Annotated in this window: 12 protein-coding genes; 7 read left to right on the forward strand and 5 right to left on the reverse strand. The window is 67.6% G+C overall.

Going from position 1 to position 13,837, the window contains the following annotated elements:
• The first annotated feature begins 24 nt into the window (after positions 1 to 24).
• The 5 genes from FOC67_RS29325 (at position 25) to FOC67_RS29345 (ending at position 7,947) form a co-directional block, all read left to right on the forward strand.
• Complete coding sequence (locus FOC67_RS29325) at positions 25 to 2,268, forward strand: YgiQ family radical SAM protein (RefSeq protein ID WP_009314343.1); 2,244 nt, start codon at positions 25 to 27, stop codon at positions 2,266 to 2,268.
• A 261-nt stretch (positions 2,269 to 2,529) separates the two neighbouring features.
• Entirely contained in the window at positions 2,530 to 5,028 is a 2,499-nt protein-coding gene (locus FOC67_RS29330; RefSeq protein WP_009314342.1) for a circularly permuted type 2 ATP-grasp protein, read from the forward strand.
• On the forward strand, positions 5,028 to 5,963 hold the full coding sequence (locus FOC67_RS29335; RefSeq protein WP_009314341.1) for a transglutaminase family protein: 936 nt from the start codon (positions 5,028 to 5,030) through the stop codon (positions 5,961 to 5,963). Before FOC67_RS29330 ends, FOC67_RS29335 begins: the two co-directional genes overlap by 1 nt.
• 250 nt (positions 5,964 to 6,213) lie before the next feature.
• Complete coding sequence (locus FOC67_RS29340) at positions 6,214 to 7,065, forward strand: mechanosensitive ion channel family protein (RefSeq protein WP_003095599.1); 852 nt, start codon at positions 6,214 to 6,216, stop codon at positions 7,063 to 7,065.
• A 186-nt stretch (positions 7,066 to 7,251) separates the two neighbouring features.
• Positions 7,252 to 7,947 carry a peptidoglycan DD-metalloendopeptidase family protein gene (locus tag FOC67_RS29345; protein WP_003095596.1) on the forward strand — a complete coding sequence of 232 codons (696 nt, stop codon included), beginning with the start codon at positions 7,252 to 7,254 and terminating at the stop codon, positions 7,945 to 7,947.
• A 12-nt stretch (positions 7,948 to 7,959) separates the two neighbouring features.
• On the opposite strand, the gene FOC67_RS29350 is transcribed toward FOC67_RS29345, so the two are convergent.
• Positions 7,960 to 8,547: a TIGR00730 family Rossman fold protein gene (locus tag FOC67_RS29350; RefSeq protein WP_009314340.1), complete on the reverse strand. Its 588-nt coding sequence runs from the start codon at positions 8,545 to 8,547 to the stop codon at positions 7,960 to 7,962.
• A gap of 275 nt (positions 8,548 to 8,822) precedes the next feature.
• Between FOC67_RS29350 and azu the strand changes: the two genes are divergently transcribed.
• Positions 8,823 to 9,269, forward strand: coding sequence for an azurin (gene azu / locus FOC67_RS29355; protein ID WP_003095591.1), 447 nt, complete (start codon positions 8,823 to 8,825; stop codon positions 9,267 to 9,269).
• A 68-nt stretch (positions 9,270 to 9,337) separates the two neighbouring features.
• Here azu and choE read toward each other — a convergent pair whose 3' ends face one another.
• The 4 genes from choE to FOC67_RS29375 form a co-directional block, all read right to left on the reverse strand.
• Positions 9,338 to 10,261, reverse strand: coding sequence for a cholinesterase ChoE (gene choE / locus FOC67_RS29360; protein ID WP_003135532.1), 924 nt, complete (start codon positions 10,259 to 10,261; stop codon positions 9,338 to 9,340).
• Between the two features lie 133 nt (positions 10,262 to 10,394).
• Entirely contained in the window at positions 10,395 to 11,222 is an 828-nt protein-coding gene (nadE, locus tag FOC67_RS29365) for an ammonia-dependent NAD(+) synthetase (protein ID WP_003099998.1), read from the reverse strand.
• Positions 11,223 to 11,250: 28 nt separating this feature from the next.
• A complete protein-coding gene (gene pncB / locus FOC67_RS29370) occupies positions 11,251 to 12,450 on the reverse strand; it encodes a nicotinate phosphoribosyltransferase (protein WP_003099996.1) in 1,200 nt (399 codons plus the stop codon).
• Positions 12,451 to 12,452: 2 nt separating this feature from the next.
• Positions 12,453 to 13,112 carry a nicotinamidase gene (locus tag FOC67_RS29375; RefSeq protein ID WP_003095584.1) on the reverse strand — a complete coding sequence of 220 codons (660 nt, stop codon included), beginning with the start codon at positions 13,110 to 13,112 and terminating at the stop codon, positions 12,453 to 12,455.
• A gap of 109 nt (positions 13,113 to 13,221) precedes the next feature.
• Here FOC67_RS29375 and FOC67_RS29380 point away from each other — a divergent pair, with 109 nt between their 5' ends.
• Entirely contained in the window at positions 13,222 to 13,824 is a 603-nt protein-coding gene (locus FOC67_RS29380) for an adenylyltransferase/cytidyltransferase family protein (protein ID WP_003095582.1), read from the forward strand.
• The last annotated feature ends 13 nt before the right edge of the window (positions 13,825 to 13,837 follow it).

A 13,837-nucleotide genomic window follows, 5' to 3' on the forward strand; every position in this document is an offset into this window, starting at 1 on the left:
TAGAGATACCCCCTGGTGCCCGTGATGCAAGCCGCCAAGCCGCTGTTCGACTATCCCAAGTACTGGGCCGAGTGTTTCGGTCCGGCGCCCTTCCTGCCTATGAGTAGGGAAGAGATGGATCAGCTCGGCTGGGACTCCTGCGACATCATCATCGTCACCGGCGATGCCTACGTCGACCACCCGTCCTTCGGCATGGCCATCATCGGCCGCCTGCTGGAGGCCCAGGGGTTCCGCGTCGGCATCATCGCCCAGCCGGACTGGCAGTCGAAGGACGACTTCATGAAGCTCGGCGAGCCGAACCTGTTCTTCGGCGTGGCGGCCGGCAACATGGACTCGATGATCAACCGCTACACCGCGGACAAGAAGGTCCGTTCCGACGACGCCTACACCCCCGGCGGCCTGGCCGGCAAGCGCCCGGACCGCGCCAGCCTGGTCTACAGCCAGCGCTGCAAGGAGGCCTACAGCCATGTGCCGGTGATCCTCGGCGGGATCGAGGCCTCGTTGCGCCGTATCGCCCATTACGACTACTGGCAGGACAAGGTCCGCCGCTCGATCCTGATGGACGCCACGGCCGACATCCTGCTCTACGGCAACGCCGAGCGTGCGGTGGTGGAAATCGCCCAGCGCCTGGCCCAGGGCGAACCGCTGAGCGCGATCACCGACGTGCGCGGCACCGCCTTCGTCCGTCGCGACACCCCGGAGGGCTGGTTCGAGATCGATTCCACGCGGATCGACCGGCCGGGCAAGATCGACAAGATCATCAATCCCTACGTGAATACCCAGGACACTGCCGCCTGCGCCATCGAGCAGGAAAAGGGCGTGCAGGAGGACCCGCAGGAAGCCAAGGTCGTGCAGTTGCTGGCGAACCCCAGGCTGACCCGGGAGAAGACCGTGATCCGCCTGCCGTCTTTCGAGAAGGTGCGCAACGACCCGGTGCTCTATGCCCACGCCAACCGCGTGCTGCACCTGGAGACCAACCCGGGCAACGCCCGTGCCCTGGTGCAGAAGCACGGCGAAGTGGATGTCTGGTTCAACCCGCCGCCCATTCCGATGAGCACCGAGGAAATGGACTACGTGTTCGGCATGCCCTATGCCCGCGTACCGCACCCGGCCTACGGCAAGGCGAAGATTCCCGCCTACGAGATGATCCGCTTCTCGGTGAACATCATGCGTGGCTGCTTCGGCGGCTGCACCTTCTGCTCGATCACCGAACATGAGGGACGGATCATCCAGAACCGCTCGCACGACTCGATCATCCGCGAGATCGAGGAGATGCGCGACAAGGTGCCCGGCTTCACCGGCGTGGTCTCCGACCTTGGCGGACCGACGGCGAACATGTACCGCATCGCCTGCAAGAGCCCGGACATCGAGCGGCACTGCCGCAAGCCGTCCTGCGTGTTCCCCGGCATCTGCGAGAACCTCGATACCGACCACAGCTCGCTGATCGAGCTGTACCGCAAGGCCCGGGCGCTGCCGGGGGTGAAGAAGATCCTGATCGCCTCCGGCCTGCGCTACGACCTCGCCGTCGAGTCGCCCGAGTACGTCAAGGAACTGGTGACCCACCACGTCGGCGGCTACCTGAAGATCGCCCCGGAGCACACCGAGCGCGGTCCGCTGGACAAGATGATGAAACCGGGGATCGGCACCTACGACCGCTTCAAGCAGATGTTCGAGAAGTTCTCGAAGGAAGCCGGCAAGGAGCAGTACCTGATCCCGTACTTCATCGCCGCCCACCCCGGGACCACCGACGAAGACATGATGAACCTGGCCCTGTGGCTCAAGCGCAACGGCTTCCGCGCCGACCAGGTCCAGGCGTTCTATCCCTCGCCGATGGCCACCGCCACCGCGATGTATCACTCGGGCAAGAACCCGCTGCGCAAGGTCACCTACAAGAGCGATGGCGTGACCATCGTCAAGAGCGACCAGCAGCGGCGCCTGCACAAGGCCTTCCTGCGCTACCACGACCCGAAAGGCTGGCCGCTGCTGCGCGAGGCGCTGGAGCGGATGGGGCGCGCCGACCTGATCGGCAATGGCAAGCACCACCTGATCCCGACCTACCAGCCGGATACCGGCGAATACCAGAGCGCCCGGCGGAAGAACTCGACGCCGGCCGGCAGCAAGAAGGCCGGCAAGCTGCTGACCCAGCATACCGGCCTGCCGCCACGCGCCAGCGACGGCGGCAAGCCGTGGAGCAAGGGCCAGCAGAACAAGGCGACGGCCTTCGCCAAGGGCAAGAAGAAGTCGCGCCAGCCGAACATCCCGCGCTGATCGCCGGGGCGGCCCTGCCGCCCGCAAAGGGTGCGTGGCTGCAACGCTGCCAGCGGTCGCGCACCGTCGCGGTGCATCGCCGTGGCGCGACCTCCTGGCCGCCCGGGGCTGGCGGCGCTGGCACAAGTCTTGCGCTTCCGGGGCAACCCGGTCTTCGCGGAGAACCGCGCTGGCGGACCCGGCAACGCCTCGTCGCTTCGCTCCGGCGGCGCGTCGCCGACTCCGCTACAGTGACCGCAACCCCAGCCCCGCGAGCCTTCGATGCCCGAGCTGCTTGCCCACTATCCGTTCACCGATACGGCCTACCATGAGCTGCTCGATCGCCAGGGTGGCGTGCGTCCCCATTGGCAGCGGCTGTTCCGCCAACTGGAGCGCAGCAGCCCTGAGCAACTGCGCCAGCGCCAGGCCCTGGTGGAACGGCAGATCCAGGAGAACGGCGTCACCTACAACGTCTACGCCGATCCCAAGGGCACCGACCGCCCCTGGGCGCTGGACCTTCTGCCGAACCTGCTGTCCGCCGCCGAGTGGCAGCCGATCGCCGCCGGCGTGGCACAGCGTGCTCGGCTGCTCAACGCGCTGCTGGCCGACCTGTACGGCGAGCAGCGTCTGCTCGCCGAAGGGCTGCTGCCCAGCGAACTGGTCTTCGGCCATCCGAACTTCCTCTGGCCGGCGCTCGGCATCCGGCCGCCCGGCGGGATCTTCCTGCACAGCTATGCCGTCGACCTGGCGCGCGATGCCGACGGACGCTGGCAGGTCCTTGCCGACCGCACCCAAGCGCCGTCCGGCGCGGGCTATGCGCTGGAGAACCGGCAGATCGTCTCGCGGGCCTTGCCGGAACTCTATCGCGACCTGCGTGTGCGGCATCTCGCCGGGTATTTCCGCACCCTGCAGGAGACCCTCGCCAGCCAGGCCGCCGGCGACGGCGAGACGCCGCTGGTGGTGCTGCTGACTCCCGGACGTTTCAACGAAACCTACTTCGAGCATCTCTACCTGGCGCGCCAGCTCGGTTTCCCGCTGGTCGAGGGGCACGACCTGACGGTGCGCGACGCCACCCTCTATCTCAAGACCCTCGGCGGCCTGAAACGGGTGCACGCGGTATTGCGGCGCCTCGATGACGACTTCTGCGACCCGCTGGAATTGCGTACCGACTCGGCGCTGGGCATTCCCGGCCTGCTCGAGGCGGTACGCCAGGGGCGCGTACTGGTGGCCAACGCACTGGGCAGCGGAGTGCTGGAGTCGCCCGGCCTGCTCGGCTTCCTGCCGCAGGCCTGTCGCCGCCTGCTTGGCGAGGAACTGGCGCTGCCCTCGCTCGACACCCGCTGGTGCGGCGAGCCGCAAGCCCTCGAGGCGATACTCGCGGCACTGCCCGACCTGGTGATCAAGCCGGCCTTTCCCGGCCAGCGCTGCGAACCGCTGTTCGGCCACGCCCTCGACAGTGCCGGCCTGGCATCCCTCGGCGAGCGCTTGCGCGAGCGCCCGCAGGCCTACGTGGCGCAACGCCTGGCGCAGTTGTCCCAGGCACCGGTCTGGCGCGACGGCAAGGCCGGCGTCGGCCTGCAGTCGCGGGCCATCGGCATGCGCGTATTCGCCGTCGCCGCCAGCGACGGCCGCTACTGGGTGATGCCCGGCGGCCTGACCCGCGTAGCCTCGGCGGCGGACGCCGAAGTGGTGTCGATGCAACGCGGCGGCGCGAGCAAGGACACCTGGGTACTGGCCGAGCGTGCGGTCGGCGGCGAGCCGTGGCGGCCGCGCCGGCTCGGCGTGCGCGACCTGGTCCGCGAGGATCCCTACCTGCCGTCGCGGGTGGTGGAAAACCTGTTCTGGTACGGCCGCTATGCCGAGCGTTGCGACGACCATGCGCGCCTGCTGCGGGTGGTGCTGTCGCGCTACGTGGATGCCGATGGCGACGAAGAGGCGTTGCGCAGCGCCCTGGCCCTGGCCGGCGGCATCGGCCTGCTGCCCGGGGATGGCGAGCCGTTGGAAAGGTGCCTGTTGCGGGCGTTGCTCGACGAGCACTGGCCGGCGAGCCTGTGCGCCAACCTGCGGCGCCTGCACTGGGCGGCGGCGCAGGTGCGCGGGCGCTTGTCCGGGGAGAACTGGCTGGCCTTGCTGGAGCTGCAACGCGACATGCAGGCGCTTGATCCGGCACGCACCGACCTCGGCGAAGCGCTGGACTTCCTCAACCGGCTAGTGATGTCCCTGGCCGCGTTGTCCGGTTTCGCCCTCGACGACATGACCCGCGACGACGGCTGGCGTTTCCTGATGATCGGCCGGCGCATCGAGCGCGTGCGCTTCTTCGCCGAGAGCATCGCCGCCTTCCTCGACGGCGGTAGCGCCTGGGACGCCGGCGCGCTGGAGTGGCTGCTGGAGCTGGGTAACAGCGGCATCACCTACCGCTCGCGCTACCTGGCGTCGCCGCAGCTGGTCCCGGTGCTCGACCTGCTCCTGTTGCACGAGCAGAACCCGCACTCGCTGCGCTTCCAGTTGCAGGCCCTGGAGCGTTCGCTGGAGCGCCTGCACGAGGAGTTCGGCGCGCCACGTGAGCGGGAACTCAGGACCCTGGGCGAACGCCTGCGCAGCTTCGATCTGGCGGCCCTGGAAAGCCCGCTGTTCGGCGCGGCAGGACTCGACGAGGTGCTCGTCGGGCTGGCGCGACTGCTGCGCGACATCGCCGCCTGCGCCGGACAGGTCTCCGATCGGCTAGGCTTGCGCTATTTCGCCCATGTCGACGATGTCAGCCAGAGAACGGTATCCACCTGATGTCCGCACCCGCGCTTCGCTCCGTTCCGCTCCAGGGCGCCCGCTACCAGGTGCTGCACGACACCCATTACCGCTATGCGACGCCGGTCTCGCTGTCGCGGCAACTGGCGCATCTCTGGCCACGCGAATGCGCCTGGCAGGCCTGTCATGAGCGGGCACTGCTGATCGAGCCGGGGCCGAGCCGGCGCGAGGATGGCCACGACGCATTCGGCAATCCGCTGAGCCGGCTGGCCTTCGAGCGTCCCCACGAGGCGCTGCGGGTCAGCGCGCGACTGCAGATCGAAGTGTTCGCCCATGCGCCGGCGCAACTGACCGCGTCGCCGGCATGGGAAACCGTCGCCGCCGGGCTGGCATTTTCCGGGCGGGCGCTGTCCGCCGCCGAGCTGGAAGCCTGCCGCTATCGCGTCGAGTCGCCCTATGTGCGCATCCAGCGGCGATTCGCCGAGTTCGCCGCCGACTGCTTCCCGCCCGGACGGCCGTTGCTGGTGGCGGCGGCGGCACTGATGGAGAAAATCTTCCGCGAGTTCGCCTTCGATGCGCAGGCCACCCAGGTGGCGACGCCGCTGGACGAAGTGCTGGAGCGCCGTCGCGGGGTCTGCCAGGACTTCGCCCACCTGATGCTCGCCTGCCTGCGCGCGCGCGGACTGGCGGCGCGCTATGTCAGCGGCTACCTGCTGACCCGCCCGCCGCCCGGGCAGGCGCGACTGATCGGCGCCGACGCCTCGCATGCCTGGGTCTCGCTGTATTGCCCGGAGAACGGCTGGGTGGATTTCGACCCGACCAACGACCTGTTGCCCGACCTGGAGCACATCACCCTGGCCTGGGGGCGGGATTTTTCCGATGTGTCGCCGCTGCGCGGAGTGATCCTCGGCGGTGGTAGCCATGACCCGGAGGTGCGGGTGACGGTGCTGCCGCTACGGGAAACTGCCGGCTGATCAAAAAATGATCGGCTCCGCGGTGGCCCTGCCGCCCGGGACTCCCGGACCTTTTCACCCAGGTTGTCCACAGCCTCGCCCACGCCGTTTGGGGACAACGAAGCGGTGCTCCGGCAAATTCGCGGCGCCGTGCTAGCTTTTCCAGAATCCGCTACGGACGTTGTCGGGCCAAGGGCCGGAGCCTGCCTTTCCGGTGCCAGGGGCGGTTCTCGTACGGAGCCAGACTCCTTCCTTGCGCACGGTGAGCGATATGGATGACACGACGATCGTCAACGTAGGTACCGAGAAGATCAACGCGCTCTGGGCGACGGTGTCCCAGTACGCCTTCGCCTTCGGCATCAAGATTCTCGCGGCCATCGCCTTCTGGGTGATCGGCCGCTGGCTGATCGGCTTCGCCGTCGGCATGGTGCAGAAATCCCTCGAGCGGCAAAAGGTCGATCCCACCGTGCTGCGCTACGTGGGTTCGTTCATCACGGTGACCCTGAACGTGCTGCTGGTGGTGGGCATCCTCGGTTTCTTCGGCATCCAGACCACCAGCCTGGCGGCGCTGATCGCGGCGGTCGGCCTGGCCATCGGCATGGCCTGGTCGGGATTGCTGGCGAACCTGGCGGCCGGCGGTTTCATCATCGTCCTGCGGCCGTTCAAGGTCGGCGACTTCATCTGCGCCGGCGGAGTGACCGGCACGGTCAAGGAGATCGGCCTGTTCACCACGGCGATCAACACTCCGGACAACGTGCTGACCATGGTCGGCAACAACAAGATATTCGGCGACAACATCCAGAACTTCACCCACAACCCGTTCCGCCGGGTCGAGTTGAAGGCGCAGCTTTCCGGTGCCGCCGACTACCAGGCGGCCATCGCCCTGCTCAAGCAGCGCGTCGCGGCGATTCCCAACGTGCTCGGCGAGCCGCCGGTGGACGTGGAAATCCTCGAGTTCAACCTGGTCGGGCCGGTGCTGGCGGTGCGCCCGTATTGCCACAACGACCATTACTGGCAGGTCTATTTCGATACCAACAAGGTGATCAAGGACGCCCTCGGCGCCGACTTCCCGGCACCGATGCCGGCGCAGACGGTGATCGTGCAGCAGTCCGCCGGCGCCTGACGTTTCCCGCTCGGCACCGACGCCCCGTCCTGCGGGGCGTTGGCGTTTGTGCGCGGACCGGGTGGCGGGCCGCGCGGAGAAAACGGGCCATCGGCGAGTCCAACGGGCACCCCGGCGAACAAGGTATAGTGCGGGCCTGCAACCGTCGCCGCAGCCGGCCGGGTTTCATCGGGAAAAGGATTCCGTGTGTTCTTCAGATTGCTCTTGATCGCCGTCCTGCTGGCGGTATCCGCGTGCAGCTCCAAGGCTCCCGGCCCGGGGGCGTCGGTGCCGAAGGTCGTGCGCGGCGAGTATCGCGTCAAGCGCGGCGACACCCTCTATTCGATCGCCACCCGGCACGGCTGGAACTACAAGGACCTGGCGCGCGCCAACGGCATCCGCCCGCCCTACGCGGTCAAGGTCGGCCAGGTAGTGCGCTTCGACGGGCGCAAGTCGACCTACGTCGCCAGCAGCCGCTCCTCGTCGAGCAGCCGTGCGCGCAAGCCGCCGCCTCCGCCGCCGTCGGTGACCCTGCGCGGCTGGCAGTGGCCGATGAAGGGGCCGGTGATCCGCCGCTTCTCCAGTTCCGACAAGCTCAACAAGGGCATCCGCATCGCCGGCACCCTGGGCCAGCCGGTACAGGCCTCGCTGGCCGGCAAGGTGGTGTTCGCGGTGAACAACATGCGTGGCTACGGCAACCTGGTGATCATCCAGCACGGTACCTCGTACACCAGCACCTACGCGCACAACAGCCGCTTGCTGGTGAAGGAGGGGCAGATGGTCAGCAAGGGCCAGAAGATCGCCGAGGCCGGTTCCTCGGATGCCGACCGGGTGCAGCTGTACTTCGAGATCCGCCAGAACGGCCGGCCGCTCGACCCGCTGAGCCTGCTGCCGCCGTCCTGAGAGAGGAGCGGATCACTGCGGGGTGCGGTCGACCCACTTCGGCGCCACGCTTGGCGTCCAGGCGGCGAGGGCATCGAGCAGCGCCTCCGGACTGGCACCGCGCTGCAGCATGCCGCGGTGTTCGGCGCGGACGAAGCGTTCGTCGACCAGGTGGTCGAGGAAGGTCAGCAGCGGATCGTAGAAACCGTTCACTTCGAGCAGGCCCAGCGGCTTGGCGTGGTAGCCCAGTTGGCCCCAGGTCCAGACCTCGAACAGCTCTTCCAGGGTGCCGAGCCCGCCGGGCAGGGCGATGAAGGCGTCGGCCAGCTCGGCCATGCGCGCCTTGCGCGCGTGCATGCCGTCTACCACTTCCAGGCGGGTCAGGCCCTTGTGGCCGATCTCGGCCTCCTGCAGGCTCTGCGGGATGATCCCGATCACTTCGCCGCCGGCGGCCAATGCGGCGTCCGCCACGGTGCCCATCAGACCGACCGCGCCGCCACCGTAGACCAGGGGCAGGCCGCGCTCGGCCAGGTGCCGGCCGAGGGCCACGGCGGCTTCCTGGTAGACCGGGGAAGCGCCGGGGCTGGCGCCACAGAATACGCAGACGGAACGCAAGGTCATGATCGACTCCTGTCGGGGGTGGAAAAAGGCGCACAGGGTAGCGGCTGGGAGCGCTTCGACCAAGCCGTGCGAAGCGTTGCCGGACGTTGCGTCGCAGGCGCGAAGCGGCACATCTGTGCTAAAACAGGAGTTCCCCGTAGTAAACGCCGGGCAGATCCCGCTCGATGCCCCGCCACGTCCGGTTCGGGTTTGACCTGAATCAGTGGAACTCGGTGCCCGATCGGGCAGTCTGCTCTTTCAGGATTCATCGCCCAACCTGCCTAGGAGGCTGCTCCATGCTACGTAAACTCGCTGCGGTATCCCTGCTGTCCCTGCTCAGTGCGCCGCTGCTGGCTGCCGAGTGCTCGGTGGACATCCAGGGTAACGACCAGATGCAGTTCAACACCAATGCCATCACCGTCGACAAGAGCTGCAAGCAGTTCACCGTCAACCTGTCCCACCCCGGCAACCTGCCGAAGAACGTCATGGGCCACAACTGGGTACTGAGCACCGCCGCCGACATGCAGGGCGTGGTCACCGACGGCATGGCTTCCGGCCTGGACAAGGATTACCTGAAACCCGACGACAGCCGTGTCATCGCCCACACCAAGCTGATCGGCTCGGGCGAGAAGGACTCGGTGACCTTCGACGTCTCCAAGCTGAAGGAAGGCGAGCAGTACATGTTCTTCTGCACCTTCCCGGGCCACTCCGCGCTGATGAAGGGCACCCTGACCCTGAAGTGATGCGCGAGCGATCCGCTGCATGAAAAAGCCCGGCCGCTGCCGGGCTTTTTCATGGGCGCGCGCCGGGCTCAGCGCGCGTAGCGCGCCGCCATCGCTTCGCCGGCCAGTTGGTGCACGCGCCGGGTCGGATGCCACTCGTCCCAGAAGTAGTACTGGTCCGGGTTGGCGCAGGCCGGGCGGACGCTGGGCTGGGTCGGCTGGCAGGGCGCGTCCAGCTCCACCAGGCCGTAGCGTGCCGGGTTGCGCCGCAAGTGGCGGCTGAAGGTGAGATGGTCGAACCAGCTCAGCTCCAGGCCGCGGGTCTTGCGCAGGGCGGCGAGCTGGATCGGCAGGCTGGCGTTGACCGCTTGCAGGTAGCGCTGCGCACGCTCGACCCGGTTGCCGACGACCACCGCCGGGACCACGCTCAGGTCGGTCGAACTGACCACCAGGAAGCGTCGTGCGCCGGCCTCTCCGAGACGCTGCACCGCGGCGCGGATGTTCGCCACGCTGCTGCCGGCCAGTTGTTCCAGGGACTGCTCGCCGGCGAAATCCTCGTGCTCGAAGAAATCGTTGGCGGAGACGAAGATGAAGTGCAGCGCCTGGCCGTCGGCCGGCTTGCCGTCCAGCGTGGCGAGGTAGGCGTCGACCTGGCCGGCGAGGCCGGTATGGCGGTAGGCGCTCATCCAGCCGTAGTAGTTGTCCGCTCCGCTCTTGGCGCCGCCCACCGCATGGTCGGCCAGTTGTGCGCCGAGCTGGCGGGCGAGCACCTCGACGGCGGTCGGGCCGTTGCTCCAGCGGCCCTGCCAGTAGACTTCGCCGGGCAATGCCTGGGCGCCGGCGATGCCCTTGGCGAGCATCTCGCGGGTCAGTCGCTGGCTTTCGCCGTTGTCCGAATAGCTGTCGCCGAAGGCGTGGATCTGCCGTACCGGCGCGAGCAGCGGGGACGTGTGTCCGCAGGCCTGGCCGGCCAGCAGGACACCGAGGAGCAGGGCGGGGAGACGGGTGCGCATGGCTGGCCTTCGCAGGGATTCAGCTTCCTTCTAGCGTGCCGCCGCGCGGACTTGAAGACCTGGTTGCGACAGGCACATTCCCGCCCGCGACAAAGGCCCGTCGACGACGGGCCCGCCGCACGGGCCGGGAGGCTCAGGGCGCCTTCGGCAGTTCGCGCTTGTGCTGGGTCTTGTGGTAGGTGTCGACGATCACCCGCGCGGCTTCCTCGCGCAGCGGCTGGCCGTGCAGGAAGGCGTCGATCTCGGCATAGGTGACGCCGTGGGAAGCCTCGTCCGGATGGCCGGGGCGCAGGTCCTCGAGGTCGGCGGTGGGGATCTTCTCCACCAGGTTCTCCGGAGCGCCGAGGGCGCGGGCGAGGGCGCGTACCTGATGCTTGGCCAGGCCGCTGAGCGGAGCCAGGTCGCAGGCGCCGTCGCCGAACTTGGTGAAGAACCCCATGACCGCCTCGGCGGCATGGTCGGTGCCGATCACCAGGCCGCCGCGTGCGCCGGCGATGGCGTACTGGGCGACCATGCGGATGCGCGCCTTGATATTGCCGATGACGAAGTCGCTCTTCGCCGGCTCGAGTCCTTCCAGGGCTTCCAGCTGTTCCGCCAGGGCTTTCACCGACGGACCGATGTTGACGGTCTGCTCTTCGTCGGCGCGGATGGTCGCCAGCGAGGCCTGGGCATCGGCCTCGTCCTGCTGCACCTGGTAGGGCAGGCGCACGGCGATGAAGCGGTAGGCCTGGTCGCCGGTCTGCTCGCGCAGTTGCTCGACGGCGCGCTGGGCCAGCAGGCCGGCGGTGAGCGAGTCGACGCCGCCGCTGATCCCCAGCACCAGGGTCTTCAGCCCGGAATCCTTCAGGCACTGCTGGATGAAGGCGATGCGCCGGGCGATCTGCGCCTGCACGTCGGCCTCCGACTGGAACGGCGGCTGGACCTGCAGGGCTTGGGCGATGTCGCGTTGGATCTGTTGCATGTTCGGGCTCCCGTTAGGTGCGAAAGGATTAGGCCGGCACGTTGAAGACGTGGCGGAGGTAGGCGACGAAGTTCTCGTCGCGGCATTGGGTCTTGCCCGGGGCGTCGGATATCTTCGCCACCGGATGGCCGTTGCAGGCCGTCATCTTCAGGACGATGTTCATCGGCTCGACCCCCGGGATGTCGCAGGTCAGGTTGGTGCCGATGCCGAAGCTGACGTTGATCTTGCCACGTAGCGCGCGGAACAGCTGCAACGCCTTGGGCATGTCCAGCCCGTCGGAGAACACCAGGGTCTTGCTCAGCGGGTCGATACCCAGGCGGCGGTAGTGGGCGATGGCTTTCTCCGCCCAGGCCAGCGGGTCGCCCGAATCGTGGCGCAGGCCGTCGAAGAGCTTGGCGAAGTACAGGTCGAAGTCGTCGAGGAAGGCGTCCATGGTAATGCAGTCGGTCAGGGCTATGCCGAGCTGCCCGCGGTACTCGCGGACCCAGCAGTCCAGCGCCGCTTGCTGGCTGTCGACCAGCCGCGGGCCGAGTTGCTGGTGGGCCATCAGCCATTCGTGGGCCATGGTGCCGATCGGCTTGAGATCGTACTCGCGGGCCAGGTGCACGTTGCTGGTGCCAACGAAGCGCCCGGGGAAGTCGCGCTTGAGGATATGCACCACTTCCTCCTGGGTGCGGTAGGAGAAGCGCCGGCGGGTGCCGAAGTCGGCGACCTGGAATTCCGCGAGTTCCTCGCTGCTGGCCTGGGCGGAGAGCCAGTCGAGCTTGCGATAGAGCTGCTCGCCGACCTGTTCCAGGACCACCTCGCGGTAGCGATAACGGTTGCGCACCTCGCTGACGATGGCCAGCAGCGGCACCTCGAAGAGGATCACGTGCAGCCATGGGCCGCGCAGGCGGATTGCCAGTTGGCCATCCTCGATGCCGGTGTGCACGTAGCGCAGGTTGAAGCGGAACAGGCTGAGGAAGCGGATGAAGTCCGGCTTCATGAACGGGATGCGTTCGAGGAAGGCGAGCTGGTCGGCGGTTACCTCGACTTCGGCGAGGCGCTCGATCTGGTAGCGGATCTCCGCCAGGTACGGACGCAGGTCCTCGGCGTTGCGGCAGCGGAATTCCCACTCCACTTCGGCGTTGGGGTAGTTGTGCAGCACCGCCTGCATCATGGTCAGCTTGTAGAAATCGGTATCGAGCAGGTTCTGCACGATGCGCTCGGCAAAGACGCTTTCGGCCATGTTCACTTCTCCTTGTCGGCGCCGGCGAGGGCGCTATCCAGTCGTTCCAGGTCGGCGCAGAGGATCACCCCGGCGTCGCGCATCTCGTCGCAGGCCCGCTGCGCGGTGTCCTCGGCGATGGCCCGGCAGGCGGGCAGGTAGAGCAGCACCTCGAAACCGGCGCGGCGCAGTTGCAGGGCGGTGTTCTTCACGCAGTAGTCCAGCGCCAGGCCACCCACCAGCACATGGCTCACGCCATTCTGCCTCAGGTATTCGATGACCCCGGTGCTGCGGCGTTCCGCCAGATCGTGGTAGCAGGCGCCGTAGGGGTGCAGGTCCGGCTCCACGCCCTTCCAGACGAAGAAGTCGTAGTCGATCGGCCGCGGCAGTTCGTCGAGCAGCTCGAAGCCCGGCGTACCCGGTACGCAGTGGCTCACCCAGGTCAGGTCGGCATCCGGATAGGCCAGCGGCCGCAGCATCTGCTCGGCGCTTTCCACTACCCAGGCAGCCTTCGGGCTGTGCGCGTCCTTGCTGCCCAGGCGCAGCGCGGCGCGGCTGGCCAGTTGGTTGAGGGCGGCGCCGATGGCGTCGCCGCCGGGCACCGGCAGTTCGTCCGGGCACAGCGGGGTGAAGCCTTTCTGGGCGTCGACATCGAAGCTGGCGATCTTGCTGGGGCGATTCATGGAAGCCTCCGCTTGACGGGTTGGGGCTGAATGTGGGTACATAATTCATCACGTGAAATAAGTCGTCAAGCACTTGTACTACAAAATTTCGCAGTGGAAGGTATTTTCTATGCGTGATGAAATAAGTTCCCGGATTCGCCGACTGCCTGCCGGGATGAGCGGCGGACGCGCCCCCGACTTCGCTCTCGCGGTCTATGGTGGGGCGTTCGACCCGCCGCACCCCGGCCATGAGTCGGTGATCCGCCGGGCGCTGCTTTGCGCCGAACGGGTCGCCCTGGTGCCGAGCCACCGCCACGCCTTCGGCAAGCGCATGGGCGATTTCGAGCTGCGCTGCCGCTGGCTGGCGCGGCTGGCCCGGCGGATCGATCCGCGGCGGGTGTATTGCGAGCCGATCGAAGCAGGATTGATGCCCGATCGTCCGGCGGTCTACAGCATCGACCTGCTGGAAGCGCTGGCCGCGCGTAGCGGCCTGGCGTCAGCGCGGATCGCCCTGCTGATCGGCGCCGACAACGAGGCGGAGCTGCCGCGCTTCGAACGCGCCGCCGAATTGTGCTGGCGCTTCGGCCGGCTGGTGGCGGAGGAGCGGCTGCCGCTGCACAGCTCGATGATCCGCCAGCGCCTGCGCGAAGGACTGGCGATACCGGAGGCCTGGTGCCTGCCGGAAGTGAAGGACGAACTGCACTGCTATGGCGGCGAACGCCAGGCGGTCTGAAGAGAGGAGTGAC

The organism is Pseudomonas sp. FDAARGOS_761 (assembly GCF_013343155.1).
In the GTDB taxonomy this organism is placed as follows: Bacteria; Pseudomonadota; Gammaproteobacteria; order Pseudomonadales; family Pseudomonadaceae; genus Pseudomonas; species Pseudomonas aeruginosa.